Consider the following 13,223-nt stretch of genomic DNA (forward strand, 5'->3'; position numbering starts at 1 on the left):
GGGAGGGGTGGGGGAAACACTCTCGCATTATTGTGGAAACAGGGGAGGGGGGCAAGCCCCCTCGCACCTAACGGTGCTCAAGCTCGCTTCGCTCGCACTCCGCACCCTCCGGGTGCTCGAGCTCCGGGCGTTCCACCCATCGCACTCCCCGTCAGCCCCACCCCCTGGCGCGATATCCGGTGGGAATCCGTGTATGGGCCGCGATACTTCAAAGAAAGAGGGAAGAGATCCTGGGAATAGAGCATCCAGGGTGTGCAATCCTCTCGAAATCCACGTCCGGGTGTGCCTTCAGGAACGTCAACCCGGCCTGTCGCAAGCCACGCGAGTTTACAGGTGCAGAAGCGATATAGCCTCACGCGAAGCCGCGAAGTGCGACGTTCCGCAGGGACGGAGCATGAGCACCGTCAGGTGCGAAGAACGCGAAGTTGAGGGGACGGGTGGTACTCCCTTTCGCGGCTTCGCGTCTTTCGCGTGAGCCCATTGTATCGGCCCCGGAACCACCCTTTCAGATCGCGATCCCGACGAGGTGCAGCAGGACCAGGACCAGGGCGCCGGGGAGCCCGCCGAGGGCGCAGATGATGAGCGTCACCAGATTGATCTGGATATCGGGTGCGCCGAACCAGCTGAGGACGTCGAAATAGTTCAGGAGCCAGAGCGTGATGAGCCCGGCGACGGCGTTGATGACGAGCGTCATCGCCTTCTTCATGAGGTAATAGAGCGCCGCGGCTATCGCTACGGCAAGAAGGATGGCAAGGATCTCTTCCATCATCATTTACCAATGATCTGCTGGTTATTTAACCGTATTGATGGAATCGTCAGCCGTCCGACGCGTCTTGCATCTTTTCCGAGTCCCCCGATCTCCGCGAGCATCTCAAAGACGTTCCCCGCGAACATTGCCGTACGGATGGGTTCGGTGAGGTCCCCTCCCTCGATCCAGAAGGGGTTCGAGATCTCGACCGAGAAATCGCCGGAGAACGGGTTTGCGGTATGGGCGCCGACGACGTCGTGGATCCAGACCGCCCGCTCATCGCCGGGCTCGTTCGTCCGCGGGCCGTCGAGGAAGAGGTTGTGGAACCCGATGCCGGGCGGCTCGCCCCCGGAACGGACGGCGCTCCCCGTGCTCGCCTCGCCGTAGCGGTAGCCGGTCTTGAGGTCGTAGGCGAACTCCCTGAGCACCCCCTGCTCGATGAAGACCAGGCGGCGGGTGGGGACGCCCTCCGCGTCGAAGGCCGTGCTCCCAAGGCCGGGGGCGAACGGGTCGTCGTAGACCGAGAGGGACTCGTCGAGGACCTGCTCCCCGACCTTATCGGCGAGGGACGAGCGGCCGGCCTTCACGTTCCGGCCGGAGAGGGCCGGGAGGAGGACCTGGCCGATGATGCTTGCGGCCGCAATCGGGGAGAGGACGATATCGTAGCGCCCGGTCTCGATGTCCCGGCCGCCGAGGGAACGGGCGGCAAGGAACGCGGCCTGCTCCCCGACCGACCGGGGGTCCAGCTCGGCACGGAACGGGGAGGCGTCGAACTCGTAGCCTGTCGACTGCTCGCGGATCGTTTCGAGCGAGACCGACGCCGCCGTCCGGTCCATCCCGTAGAGGGTGCCGGTCGAGTTCGCGACCATCATGTAGGCCCTGGCAAGGCTCGCGCCCCCGCCGACGACCTCCACCGGGTGCTCCGCGGCACCGGCAAGGAGGTCCTCGACCATCCCCGCCGCGTCCTCGACCGCGACGACGAGGTCCCGGTCCGCCGAGGAGGCGGTGCCCGCGAGCTCGGCGGGTTTCGGGAACCCGCCCCACTGCTGCGGGGTGGCAAGGCGGCCGCTCGCGAGCGCGGCGTCCAGGCACTCCTTCCACCGGTCGGGATCGCCCGTGGACGAAAAGCCGATCCGCCCGTCATTGACGGTCCGGATGGCCATGCTCCAGGCCTCGGACTCCTCGGCGGTGCCGAGGATCCCCTTCTTGATCTCGGTAGCGATGCTCTCCCCCCGGTAGTAAAAGACCTCGACCTCGTCGGCCTGGCGTTCACCCTCCCGGAGGACCTGCTCGATCAGGTCTTCGCCGTTCATTCGCCCCGCCCCCCGATGGTTGCGTTCTCGAGCAGGAGGTGCGGCGCGCCGTCGCTCACCGGCACGCTCTGCCCGCCCTTCCCGCAGTAGCCCGGGCTCATCTTCCGGTCGTTCCCGATGAGCGCGATGTTGTGGAGTGTCGAGAGAATCTCGCCCGAGAGCGAGACGTCCCGGACCATATCGGTCGTCTCGCCGCCCTCGATCAGGTAGCCGTACTCCGCGTTGAACTGGAAGACGCCTCTCCCCGGGTCGACCTGGCCGCCCCGCGAGCCGATCAGGAGGATGCCGTCCCGGCACTCAGCAAGGATCTCGTCGTAGCCCGCGTCGCCGTTCTCGATGAAGGTGTTGCTCATCCGGACGATCGGCGGCGCCCCGTGCTCGGCGCGGGCGTGGCCGGCAATCCCGTTGCCCACCGCCGCAAGGGTCTCGCGGTTGTGGATGTACGATCTGAGGATCCCGTCGCGGATGATCTCCGTGCGCTCGACCGCGACGCCCTCGGCATCGACGGGCATGAACCCGAACTCGTGGAGCGTGGGGTCGTCGACGATGGCGAGCCCAGGACAGCCGATCGCTTCACCGATCTTCCCGCCAAGGACCGATGCGCCCTCGCGGACGAGGTCGCCCTCGCTCGCGTGGCCGACCGCCTCGTGGGTGAAGACGCCGGCGAGCTCCGGGTCGAGGATGGCCCGCCGCGCTCCGCCCTTCGGAATCTTCGCGTCGAGGAGCGAGACCGCGACCTCGCCCGCCTTCCTGCCGAGGTCCTGCTTGCCGCGGAGGTTAAAGCCGGTGGTGATATGGTCGCGCTCGCTTCCCATCTGCATCACGCCGTTTCGGGACGCGATAGCAAGGACCGAGAACCCCGACCGGACCGCCTCGTAGGAGTACTCGTTCCCGTTCGAGTCGAGATACCTGACCGCGTCGATCCCTTCGGTGTAGCGGGCCCGGGTGTTTGCGACCCCCTCGATGCGTGCCGCGGCCTCGATCCCGGCGAGCAGCCGGGTCTTCTCCTCGAGATCGATATCCCGCGGGTCCTCCCTGAGGGGCGGGACGGGAAGCACACCCCGCGGGGCGTCGGCAAGATCGATCTCGTCCGCGGTCACGGCCGCGAGGCGTGCCGCCGCCGCCACCAGGGCGTCGACCTCCCGCTTTGAGTCGATATCGACGTGGTCGCGGGTGAGGAAGCCCCAGCCTTTCGGCCCGAGCACCCGTATCACAGCTTTATCAAAAAATGAGGTGCCTGCGGACTCGATCACGCCGTTGTCGATATCGACATGGGTAATCTCGCCCCGTACGCACCTGACGTCGTAGTATCGTACATCAGCCATAGGTATCAAACCGGAGAGCGCCCAACGTTCGGGTCGAAGATCGCGGTCGGGTTGACCGCCAACTTCCGGAGCTTCGAGAGGAATCCTTCGCGGTTCTCGGGCACGAGCGCGTTCTGGAGGACCTCCTCAATGTGGTCGACCGGCACCACCTCGATCATCTCGCGGTAGCGCTCCTCGATCAGGACGTCGTCTAAATTCGACCGCGGGATGATCACCGTCTTGATCCCGGCTTTTGCCGCCGCCTCGATCTTGTAGGTGACCCCGCCGATGGGGAGGACGTCGCCCCGGACCGAGAGGGAACCGGTCATCGCAACGTCCTGACGCACCGGGATGTTCTCGATGGCGCTGATCACCGCTGTTGCCACGGTCACGGAGGCCGAATCGCCCTCAACGCCGCCGTAGGTGCCGATAAACTGGACATGGATGTCCATGTTCCTGATATCCTTGCCGGTGAACTTCTTGATCAGGGCGCTGACGTTCGTAATCGATTCTTTAGCGATATCCTTCAACATACCGGTCGCGATGACCGAGCCGGTCGCTCCCTGGCTCGGGGTCACCTCGGCCATCACCGGGAGGACCGAGCCCGAGTCGCTGCCCATCACCGCAAGCCCGTTCACCCGTCCGACCTGGGCGCCCTCTACGACGGTTATGTCGTAGTCGCGGCTCCGCCGGATGTACTCGTCGGAGATCTGGTCCTCGATCGAGCGGGAGGCCGACTTCGCGGCGAGGACGTGCTTTGTGGTGGTAAACTCCGCACCTTCCTGCCGGGCGAGGTCACCCGCCACCCGGATGAGCCCTCCCATGTCACGGAGTTTTAAAGTCAGGTGACCCTTCCGGTTCGAGCGGCGCCGGGCCTCGCGGAGCACCTCGAGCATGGCGCTGCGGTCGAAGTGGGGAATCTTCCCGTCGTTCTTGACTTCCTGGGCGATGAACCGGAGGAACTTCTTCCGGTTCTCCGGGGTGTCCTCCATCGTCTCCCTCATGTAGACCTCGTAGCCGTAGCCCCGGATACGCGACCGGAGCGCCGGGTGCATCCCCTGGATGGCGTCGATGTTGCCTGCCGCGATCATGACGAAGCGGCAGGGGACCGGCTCCGTCCGGACCATTGCGCCGCTCGAGCGCTCGCTCTGGCCCGTGATCGGGAAGGTACCCTCCTGGAGCGCGGTCAGCAGGTTCTGCTGGGAGTGGGGGGTGAGGGTGTTGATCTCATCGATGAAGAGCACGCCCCCGTGCGCCCGGTGGATCGCCCCGCCCTCGACGCGGTCGTGGGACGGGGTCTCAAGGCCGCCGCTCTGGAAGGGGTCGTGCCGAACGTCGCCGAGCAGGGCGCCCGCGTGCGAGCCGGTAGCGTCGACGAAGGGCGCGGGGGTGTTCGGATCGTGGGAGATCAGGAGCTTCGGGACCATCGTCTCTTCGCGGGGCGTCGAGTACTTCAGCGCCATGAAGATGAACGCGGCGGCGATGATGCCCATGAGCCACTGGTAGGTGATGATCGCGTAGCCGATGATACCGAAGATGAGGAGCATGATGAGGGTGCTCCGCATCTGGATCTTCTTTCTCGCCTCCACCTTGTGGGCGGCGACGATCTGCTTGCCGCGGCTCGCCGGCACGGTTCTAATGATGGGGTTATTGTTATCCTCGGCGTTCGGGTAGACCAGAATGTCCTGCAGTTCCTCTTTGGGGAGGAGCTCGGCCATCGCCTTCGCCAGCATCGATTTGCCGGTTCCGGGGGTGCCGATCATCATCACATGCCTGCGCTGGACCGCCGCCTTCCGAATCACCTCGACGGCATGCTCCTGACCGATGACCTGATCGATGAGACTCGGAGGTACGTCGATATCTGACGATGCGCTCAGATCGAGACCCGAGAAGACGTCCGTCTCCACCAGTTCATCGTTCGTGAGCTCAATCTTAGGAATTTCTTCTGGAGTCGTTGAATCCATCGTCGGGTTTACCTCTTTGCTGCACTGATACTTATATAATTTATTCATCCTCGTTCAAATACTTTCTAGCAAAGGTGTCCTATGAGAATAATCAGCACGGAACGGTCCCAGGTCCTCGCAGCCCGCGTTGCCGAAAAGTTGGGAGTCTCACTGGTCGAGACGAAATTCACCCGGTTTCCCGACGGAGAGATGTACCTCCGGTGCGGAGAACTGGACGATGAGACCCTGATCGTCAGCAGCGTCGTAGATAATGATATGTTTGTGCAGACCCTTCTCGCAATCGATGCCGCTGATCGGTCAAGAAACACGCTGGTGGTCCCGTACCTCGGCTACTCAAGGCAGGACAGGCGTTTTTTTTCTGGAGAGCCGATCAGCGCCCGGGCGATCGCACAAGCCCTCTCGACCGGCATCGAACGTGCATTCGTGGTCGATGTCCATGACCCGGCTGTGCTGGACTTTTTCAGCGTTCCGGCGACGGATATTACCATCGCTCCGGCCATCGGCGGGTACGTCGGCGACCTGCACCTGAGGAAACCCCTGGTCCTCGCGCCGGACGAAGGGGCGATCGCGTTTGCGACCGACGTTGCCGCGATCGGGGGGTGGGACTGCGATCACCTCGAAAAGACCCGGCTCTCGGGTGAGGAGGTCCGGATCGCCCCGAAGACCATCGACGCCGCCGGCCGGGACGCCGTGATCGTGGACGATATCATATCCACCGGCGGGACCCTCGCGACCGCCGCCTGTATGCTCCGGGAGCAGGGGGCAGCGTCCATCCATGCGGCCTGCGTCCATGGAGTGCTCACGAGCGGTGCTTACACCCGCCTGCGGGCGGCCGGGGTCTCCTCGGTCGTCTCCAGCGACACCTACGAGAACGCCTCAAGTTTCATATCTGCCGCGAGCGCAATCGCGACAGCGATCAGGGAAGATGCTCACTGTTGACGGATCCTATCTCGAAGGGGGTGGACAGGTCCTCCGTCTGGCTGTCGCCCTCTCGGCGATTGGCAGCGTACCGGTCACCGTCACCCGGATACGGCAGAACAGGCAGAAGCCCGGGCTCGCGCCCCAGCACATCGCCGCGGTCCGGGCAGTCGCCGGGACCTGCGGTGCCGAATGTACGGGGCTTACCTCCGGGAGTACCGAGATCACCTTCACCCCGGGCCGGACCCGGCGGGCCGACCTCGATATCGATACCGGGACCGCAGGGAGCATCCCCCTAGTTCTCCAGGCATGGCTCCCGGTCGCCCTCCATGCCGGCGGGAGCATCACCGTTACAGGCGGGACCGAGGTGGTGTGGAGCCCGACCATCGACTACCTCAACCACGTCCTCGTGCCGGTGCTCCGCCGTGCCAGGGCCTCGATCGAGATCGAGGTTCTCGAACGGGGCTACTACCCACAAGGAGGCGGGCGGGTGCAGGTTCGGGCCGAACCGTCCCGCCCGGGACCGATCACGATCCCGGATGGGGAGGAGCATCGGTGCGGGCTCCTCTCCTGCTCGGCAGGCCTCCCGGCGCACGTCGTGGAGCGCCAGGCGGCAGCCGCCCGGAGCCTCCTCGAGAGCGACCTCGATTGCTCCTGCACGGCGACCCTCGACCCCCGGGAGGGTGGGGCGAGCACGGGGAGTTCCATCACGGTATGGAGCGGGGCAAAGGGCGCCGTCGCTCTCGGACGGAGGGGGTTTCCCGCCGAGGAGGTGGGCCGGGCGGCCGCCCGGGCACTGATCGAAGAGTGCCGCAGCCCCGGCACGGTCGACGTTCATCTCGCCGACCAGCTCCTCATCTACCTCGCCTGCTACGGCGGGGAGTACACCACCCACACCCTCTCGATGCACGCGAAGACCGCCTGCTGGCTGCTCCAGATGTTCGGGTACGAGATCCGGTGCCAGGAGAACGGTATTGTGGGGTTCTCCGCATGACACTCGTCCTCGACGCCTCGGTCTTCTTCGCGGAGGTGCCGGTCGTTGGCCCCGCATGGACCACTCCATCGGTGGTCGGGGAACTTGCCGACCTCCACGCGAAGTGCCGGTTTGAGGCGCTTGCCGCCACGATGCTTACGGTCAGGGAGCCGCGTGAGGAGGACCTCACCCGGGTTGAAGCGGCCGCCCTCGCGACCGGGGATGCCGGGGTGCTCTCCGCGACCGACCGGGACATCCTCGCGCTCGCCCTGGAACTCGCGGCCGTCCTCGTTACCGATGACTTCGCGATCCAGAACGTCGCGCACCGCCTCGGCATCGAGATCCGGAGCATCCGGCAACGGCCTGCCCGGGCGATCCGGTGGCGTTACCGGTGCAGCGGGTGCGGCCGGTACTGGCGGGAGCCGGGGGATTGTCAGGTCTGCGGTGCACCGATCAAAAGAAAACTTAAATAGATTACTTGGCGATCTCTTCTCCATGTCCGCCCTTGAAGAGTTGATCACGAAGGCAAAGGGGCTCCAGGCAGAAGGGCACACCCCCGGGCAGATTTCCGACGAACTCGGTCTCTCGATGGAGACGGTCACCTGGCTGCTCACCCAGCAGAAGGGTATGGAGGCCCCAAAAGACGTTCATATCGACTGGACTGAGGTTGGAAGTCAGGGGATGCTCCTCTCCGACATGGCAATCATGATGCTCAAGCGCTTCCTCTACCTGGCGGAGGGGGGAATTGCACCTGCTGGAGAAGCCCCCGATACGGTCGTCGGGATCGCGCTCTCGGGTGTCCCGCTCGCCACCCTCATCGCTGCAGAGGAGGGGCTGAGGCTCGCAGTCTATCTCCCCGCAAAGCACAGCCGGAGCGAGAATCCGACCGGATCCCTCTCGGGCACGTTCTCCTCGATCACCGCTCAGCGATGCATCATCGTCGACGATGTGGTCACGACCGGGACGACGCTTGCAGAGACGATAGCGTTCCTCCGGCGGCACGGAGCGATACCGATGGCAGTCTGGTCGCTCTTCGACAAGCAGGGTGTCCGGGAGGTCGACGGCGTCCCGGTCCACTCGCTCTTCAGGATATCGAGGCTCGGGTGAGAGGCCCGGTCTCACTGTTTTCCCCGGGCACATGGCTAATTGCAAGGGGGAGCAGATCATCGGCGGGCTCATGCCCCGCCCGGGGTATCGGGCGCGTAGCGGCGACTGATAGGTGATCCCGACCCGCCGATCGGCCCGGGTGTCCGGAAACAATCGACCCCTATCGACCATTATATATAGAACTTCTGAACAAACCTAACGAACAAAGGAGGATTATACAATGCTTGCTGGACAGCCCATCATTATTTTACGGGACAACGTTGAGCGCACGCGCGGATTCGAGGCGCAGCGCTCGAATATCATGGCTGCAAAGGCAATTGCGGCCGCCGTCAGGACAACGCTCGGTCCCCGGGGAATGGACAAGATGCTGGTCAGCTCCACCGGTGACGTAGTGATCACGAACGACGGGGCAACCATCCTGCACGAGATGTCCGTGCAGCACCCCGGCGGCAAGCTGGTCGTCGAGGTTGCCGAGACCCAGGACGACGAGGTCGGCGACGGCACCACGACCGCAACCGTGCTCGTCGGGTCACTGATGGAAGAGGCGGAGAGCCTGCTCGCCCAGGAGGTTCACCCCACGATCGTCGCAAACGGCTACCAGCTCGGCATGGAGAAGGCCCTCTCGATCCTCGACGACCTGGCCATCACCGTCGGGTTCGGGGAACGCGAGAGCCTTCTTAAGATCGCCGACACCGCCATGACCGGCAAGTCCATCGAAGCGGTCAAGGACAAGATCTCCAACATTGTCGTGGACGCGGTGCTGCAGGTCGCGACCGAGAACGACGACGGGACCTACGTCGTGAACGAAGACGACGTCAAGATCAAGACGCAGGTCGGCGACTCAATGAACGACGCCGAACTGGTCCGCGGCATCGTCATCGACAAGAAGCGCGTCTTCGAGCAGATGCCTCAGAAGGTCACGGACGTGAAGGTTGCCCTGATTGCCATGCCGCTCGAGGTCACGAAGACCCAGGTGAAGTCGAAGATCAAGATTACCACCTCCGACCAGATGAAGGCGTTCACCGAGCAGGAACGCGAGTCCCTCCGGAGACTTGCTGACCAGATCGCCGCCTCCGGCGCAAACGCCCTCCTCTGCCAGAAGGGGATCGCCGACGCGGTACAGTATTACCTCGCAAAAGCCGGCGTCTATGCCATCGAGGACGTCAAAGAGGAAGACATGAAGTTCGCTGCGAAGGCGCTCTGCGGCACCATCGTCAACAAGCCCGAGGAGCTCACTGCGGCGACGCTCGGCCACGCGGAAGAGGTAGCGGAGATCCCCGATACCGACCTGACGGTCATCTCCGGCTGCGACAACCCGAAGGCCGTCACCATCCTCCTGCGGGGCACCTCCCAGCTCCTGCTCGACGAACTCGAGCGGGCAGTCTACGACGCAGCCCGTGTCGTCCAGGACGCCATTGAGGACGGGAAATTTGTCGTCGGCGGCGGCTCGGTGGAGACCGAACTCCAGATACGCATCCGCGACTACGCCGCAACTGTCGGCGGGCGTGTCCAGCTCGCCATCGAGGCGTTTGCAAACGCGTTCGAGGTCATCCCGAGGACGCTTGCGGAGAACTCCGGGTTCGACACGATCGACAAGGTCGTCGCTCTCCGGAAGGCCCACGCCGACGGCGCGAAGTACGCCGGGCTCAACGTCTACACCGGTGAGGTCGTGGACATGCGCGAGGCGGGCGTCATTGAACCGCAGCGCGTGAAGACCCAGGCGATCAAGAGCGCGACCGAGACGGCCATGCTCCTCGTTCGCGTCGACGACATGATGATCACCCAGTCCGGAAGACCGGGCGCACAGTAAGTCGCCCGTGCAAGGAGGTCGACGCCGACCTCCTCTTCCTCGATCTTTTTATCCGGCTGAGGCCCTTGTTTGTGATGAACAGCCGGCACCGTATCCGGATTGATCTCAAAGGAGAGGGAAGCGGCCTCGTAGGTGTCGCCCGGCCGCCCCCGGCAGGACGAGGAGACTGCCGCTCCGTATGAAGGTGAATTGACAGAACATACCTCGATACTATTATAGTCGAAGAGCCTAAATACTCTAGGCTGATTCTGTGCCGAGGTAGTCTAGTCCGGGAAGGCGGTGGCCTCGAAAGCCACTGGTGCCTGGCACCTCGGGAGTTCAAATCTCCCCCTCGGCGTCCGTTTTGAGAGTTCACGTCCTCATGGATTCGATAGACAGGTACGCACCCGAAGATCCCGGTCCCGGGAGAGGGCTTGCCGGAGGAGAAAGGGTGTTTTCCTTCCGGGACGGGTGCGGAGGGCGCTCAGTACTTAAATTGTCTCTTATAGAGCATCATCTCGTCTGACCGCACAACGAGGACGGGGCGGGCATGCCGGATTGTCTTCTCGGCCACGCTCCCGAGACGTAGGTACTCAAGCCCCGTACCTGACGGCGGTCCCGGCATTGTCGTTCCCGTTCGTGGGGATCAGTATCCGGCGAAACTTCAACCCGGTCGGGTGAGCGCTGCCGACGACAAGCACCGGGCAGAATGAATAGATGATAGGAGACCGGCCTCCCGGCCCCGGGTCTCGTCGGGGTCCATCCCGGCCGCCACGAGCTCCAGGGGGGCAAAGTTCCCCTCAGGAGCCTCATTCTTCGCAAGAATCGAACTCCTTTGCCATACTCCCCTCGATTTCTTGATCCAGATCCGGGAGCGCACCTCAGAGATCCGCACCCGGGGTCCGACACATCCTGCAACACCGTCCCGTCACAGGCCGGGCCGCACCGGCAGAGACCCGTTCTCCGCGGCTGTCACCTGCAGCACCGGTATCGCTGCGGGCACGGGAAACTTCCAAAAGATGATATTTAAGAACCTGATCCAATAGTAGTGATATACGGCGCCGCTACCCGGAGTTCCCGCACATGCAGCCAATGGTGGTTCCCTGTGTACTACTGCTTTGACGAACTGGACGATGCTGTCGTTATCCTGAACCGGGACAACACCGTCGCGCGGCTGAACAGATCGTTCCAGGAGACGTTCGGCATCGAGGGCGAAGCAGCCCACGGCATGGAGATCGGGGAATTCATCAACCGCTGCCTCTCGCCGTTCATCCCGGAGGAAGAAAGAACCTGCCGGGTGCTCGACGCCCTCCGGCACCGGCGGGAGGTCTCGCATGTCGCCTGCCGGATGCGGACCCGTGCCGGGGAGGTGCGCTGGTTCTCGTTCTCCTGCCGGGCGATGACCGGCGACCAGTATACCGGGATGATGCTCATCCGGTTCCGGGACATTACGCCCGAACACGACGAGGCAGTGCAGAACACCCTGGAGGCGGGGATACCGGTCAGGCCTGAGCGGATCTATGCCGGCATCGGGGAGACCATCCCCTACGGCATCTGGATCTGCGAGCCGGATGGTACTGCGATCTACGTCTCTGTCTCGCTCCTCGAACTTGCAGGAACGACGTTCGAGGAGTGCCGGCATACCGGGTGGCTGAACTGCATACCGCTTGAGGATACCGCCGGAGCCCTCGCCGACTGGAAACGCTGCCGTGAATCCGGGTGCCTGTGGAACCGCGAGCTGAAGATCCCGGTCCCCGGCGGCGGGTATCGGACCATCCTCTCCCGGGGAGCACCCGTCCGGGACGCGGAGGGGCGGATCGCCCTCTGGGCCGGGATCAACCTCGATATCACCGCGAGAAGAGAGGCAGAACATCTCACCGCCGTTCGGGCGGCACAACAGGCTGCCATAGCGGCCCTCGGCCAGTTCGCCCTTGCAGGCGCCGGCCCCCGGGAACAGATGGATGCAGCGGTCCGGGCGGTGGCCGGGCACCTCGGGGTCGAGTACGCCAAGGTGCTCCGATACCTTCCCGGCCAGGATGCATTCCTGCTCGAAGCGGCGGTGGGGTTCGACGGAACCCGGGTCGGCACGGCCTGTGTGGAAGGCGGAACCGATTCCCAGGCCGGGTATACGCTCCTCTCCTGCGAGCCGGTGATCGTCGAAGATCTCAGAACCGAGGCACGGTTCCGCGGCCCGGCCCTCCTCCGGGACGAGGGGATCGTGAGCGGGATCAGCGTCATCATCCAGGGGGACCGGGGGCCCTACGGGGTGCTCGGGGCCCACACCCGGACATACCGCAGGTTCACCCGGGACGACATCAACTTCGTCCAGGCGGCGGCAAACGTTCTGGCGCAGGGGATCGAGCGTCGGGCGGCGGAAGAGGCGCTCCTCGCGAGCGAGGAGAAGTTGAGATCCCCGGCCACGTCGTCACCGTCGAGGACGGCGCTCCTCGCGAGCGAGGAGAAGTTCCGCGAGATCGCACAGCGGAGCTTCGATATGATCTACACCTGCTACTACGATTCCGGGATCACCTACATCTCCCCGGCCGTGGCCCGTATCCTCGGCTACACCCCCGAAGAACTCATTGGCCGCGAGTGCCGCAACTACGTCAACCCGCTGTCGCTTCCCGCGTGGGAGGAGGGGCAGAAAAGGGTGGCCCGGGGCGAGCCGGTGGAGGGGCTCGAGGTCGAGTTCCGCCGCAAAGACGGGTCGGCGGCGTTCGTCGAGCTGAACGAGTCGGCGATCCTGGAGCACGGGAAGGTCGTCGGCGTCCAGACGGTCGGGCGGGACGTCACGGAGCGGAAACAGAACGAACTGCTTCGCCAGCAGGCCTTCTACCAGATTGAGCGGAACATCGAGCAGTTCGCCGTCCTCGGCGACCACATTCGCCAGCCCCTGCAGGTGACCCTGGGAAGGGCGGAGCTGCTTGACGACGAGGTGACAGCGGGGGTCATCCGCGAACAGGTCGAGCGTATCAACGACTATATCCGGCAGCTGGACCGGGGATGGGTGGAGTCCCGAAAGGTCCGCGAGTTTCTCCGGCGGCACGATCTGGAGTGACCCGCCAGCCCGGCCGGCCCCGGCCCCCGCGTTTTCCGGGAGGCAGGTG

Annotated in this window: 10 protein-coding genes and 1 tRNA gene; 7 read left to right on the top strand and 4 right to left on the bottom strand. The window is 64.3% G+C overall.

The features are described from left to right. Nucleotides 1–505: 505 nt before the first annotated feature. The 4 genes from BRA49_RS02550 to lonB are packed head-to-tail and all read right to left on the bottom strand — an operon-like array spanning nucleotide 506 to nucleotide 5,329. Nucleotides 506–769: a pro-sigmaK processing inhibitor BofA family protein gene (locus BRA49_RS02550; RefSeq protein ID WP_292383176.1), complete on the bottom strand. Its 264-nt coding sequence runs from the start codon at nucleotides 767–769 to the stop codon at nucleotides 506–508. Next, on the bottom strand, nucleotides 769–2,061 hold the full coding sequence (locus BRA49_RS02555; protein WP_292383177.1) for a TldD/PmbA family protein: 1,293 nt from the start codon (nucleotides 2,059–2,061) through the stop codon (nucleotides 769–771). Before BRA49_RS02555 ends, BRA49_RS02550 begins: the two co-directional genes overlap by 1 nt. Then, nucleotides 2,058–3,386: a TldD/PmbA family protein gene (locus tag BRA49_RS02560; protein ID WP_292383179.1), complete on the bottom strand. Its 1,329-nt coding sequence runs from the start codon at nucleotides 3,384–3,386 to the stop codon at nucleotides 2,058–2,060. Before BRA49_RS02560 ends, BRA49_RS02555 begins: the two co-directional genes overlap by 4 nt. 5 nt (nucleotides 3,387–3,391) lie before the next feature. Then, nucleotides 3,392–5,329, bottom strand: a complete 1,938-nt coding sequence (lonB, locus tag BRA49_RS02565) for an ATP-dependent protease LonB (RefSeq protein WP_292383180.1) — start codon at nucleotides 5,327–5,329, stop codon at nucleotides 3,392–3,394. An 81-nt stretch (nucleotides 5,330–5,410) separates the two neighbouring features. Here lonB and BRA49_RS02570 point away from each other — a divergent pair, with 81 nt between their 5' ends. The 7 genes from BRA49_RS02570 to BRA49_RS02600 all read left to right on the top strand — a co-directional run bounded on the left by BRA49_RS02570 (nucleotide 5,411) and on the right by BRA49_RS02600 (nucleotide 13,174). Then, nucleotides 5,411–6,268: a ribose-phosphate diphosphokinase gene (locus tag BRA49_RS02570; protein ID WP_292383181.1), complete on the top strand. Its 858-nt coding sequence runs from the start codon at nucleotides 5,411–5,413 to the stop codon at nucleotides 6,266–6,268. Further along, on the top strand, nucleotides 6,255–7,241 hold the full coding sequence (gene rtcA, locus BRA49_RS02575) for an RNA 3'-terminal phosphate cyclase (RefSeq protein WP_292383183.1): 987 nt from the start codon (nucleotides 6,255–6,257) through the stop codon (nucleotides 7,239–7,241). Before BRA49_RS02570 ends, rtcA begins: the two co-directional genes overlap by 14 nt. Further along, on the top strand, nucleotides 7,238–7,693 hold the full coding sequence (locus tag BRA49_RS02580) for an NOB1 family endonuclease (RefSeq protein WP_292383185.1): 456 nt from the start codon (nucleotides 7,238–7,240) through the stop codon (nucleotides 7,691–7,693). The genes rtcA and BRA49_RS02580 overlap by 4 nt, the downstream gene beginning before the upstream one ends. Before the next feature lie 22 nt (nucleotides 7,694–7,715). Continuing rightward, the gene (locus tag BRA49_RS02585) at nucleotides 7,716–8,327 is read left to right on the top strand and encodes an orotate phosphoribosyltransferase-like protein (RefSeq protein ID WP_292383186.1); all 612 of its coding nucleotides are present in this window, start codon (nucleotides 7,716–7,718) and stop codon (nucleotides 8,325–8,327) included. Nucleotides 8,328–8,547: 220 nt separating this feature from the next. Next, nucleotides 8,548–10,137, top strand: coding sequence for a thermosome subunit alpha (gene thsA, locus BRA49_RS02590; protein WP_292383188.1), 1,590 nt, complete (start codon nucleotides 8,548–8,550; stop codon nucleotides 10,135–10,137). Nucleotides 10,138–10,389: 252 nt separating this feature from the next. After that, nucleotides 10,390–10,474 (top strand) — tRNA-Ser (locus tag BRA49_RS02595). A gap of 747 nt (nucleotides 10,475–11,221) precedes the next feature. Next, nucleotides 11,222–13,174 (top strand): PAS domain S-box protein, encoded by a 1,953-nt coding sequence (locus BRA49_RS02600; RefSeq protein ID WP_292383189.1) that lies wholly within the window; start codon nucleotides 11,222–11,224, stop codon nucleotides 13,172–13,174. Nucleotides 13,175–13,223: the final 49 nt, after the last annotated feature.

Source organism: Methanoculleus sp. UBA430, assembly GCF_002506585.1.
Classification (GTDB): domain Archaea; phylum Halobacteriota; class Methanomicrobia; order Methanomicrobiales; family Methanoculleaceae; genus Methanoculleus.

Bases quoted from the DNA above. Each gene is read 5' to 3' on its own strand.
- BRA49_RS02550 (WP_292383176.1), bottom strand. From the start codon at position 769: ATGATGGAAGAGATCCTTGCCATCCTTCTTGCCGTAGCGATAGCCGCG.
- BRA49_RS02555 (WP_292383177.1), bottom strand. From the start codon at position 2,061: ATGAACGGCGAAGACCTGATCGAGCAGGTCCTCCGGGAGGGTGAACGC.
- BRA49_RS02560 (WP_292383179.1), bottom strand. From the start codon at position 3,386: ATGGCTGATGTACGATACTACGACGTCAGGTGCGTACGGGGCGAGATT.
- lonB (WP_292383180.1), bottom strand. From the start codon at position 5,329: ATGGATTCAACGACTCCAGAAGAAATTCCTAAGATTGAGCTCACGAAC.
- BRA49_RS02570 (WP_292383181.1), top strand. From the start codon at position 5,411: ATGAGAATAATCAGCACGGAACGGTCCCAGGTCCTCGCAGCCCGCGTT.
- rtcA (WP_292383183.1), top strand. From the start codon at position 6,255: ATGCTCACTGTTGACGGATCCTATCTCGAAGGGGGTGGACAGGTCCTC.
- BRA49_RS02580 (WP_292383185.1), top strand. From the start codon at position 7,238: ATGACACTCGTCCTCGACGCCTCGGTCTTCTTCGCGGAGGTGCCGGTC.
- BRA49_RS02585 (WP_292383186.1), top strand. From the start codon at position 7,716: ATGTCCGCCCTTGAAGAGTTGATCACGAAGGCAAAGGGGCTCCAGGCA.
- thsA (WP_292383188.1), top strand. From the start codon at position 8,548: ATGCTTGCTGGACAGCCCATCATTATTTTACGGGACAACGTTGAGCGC.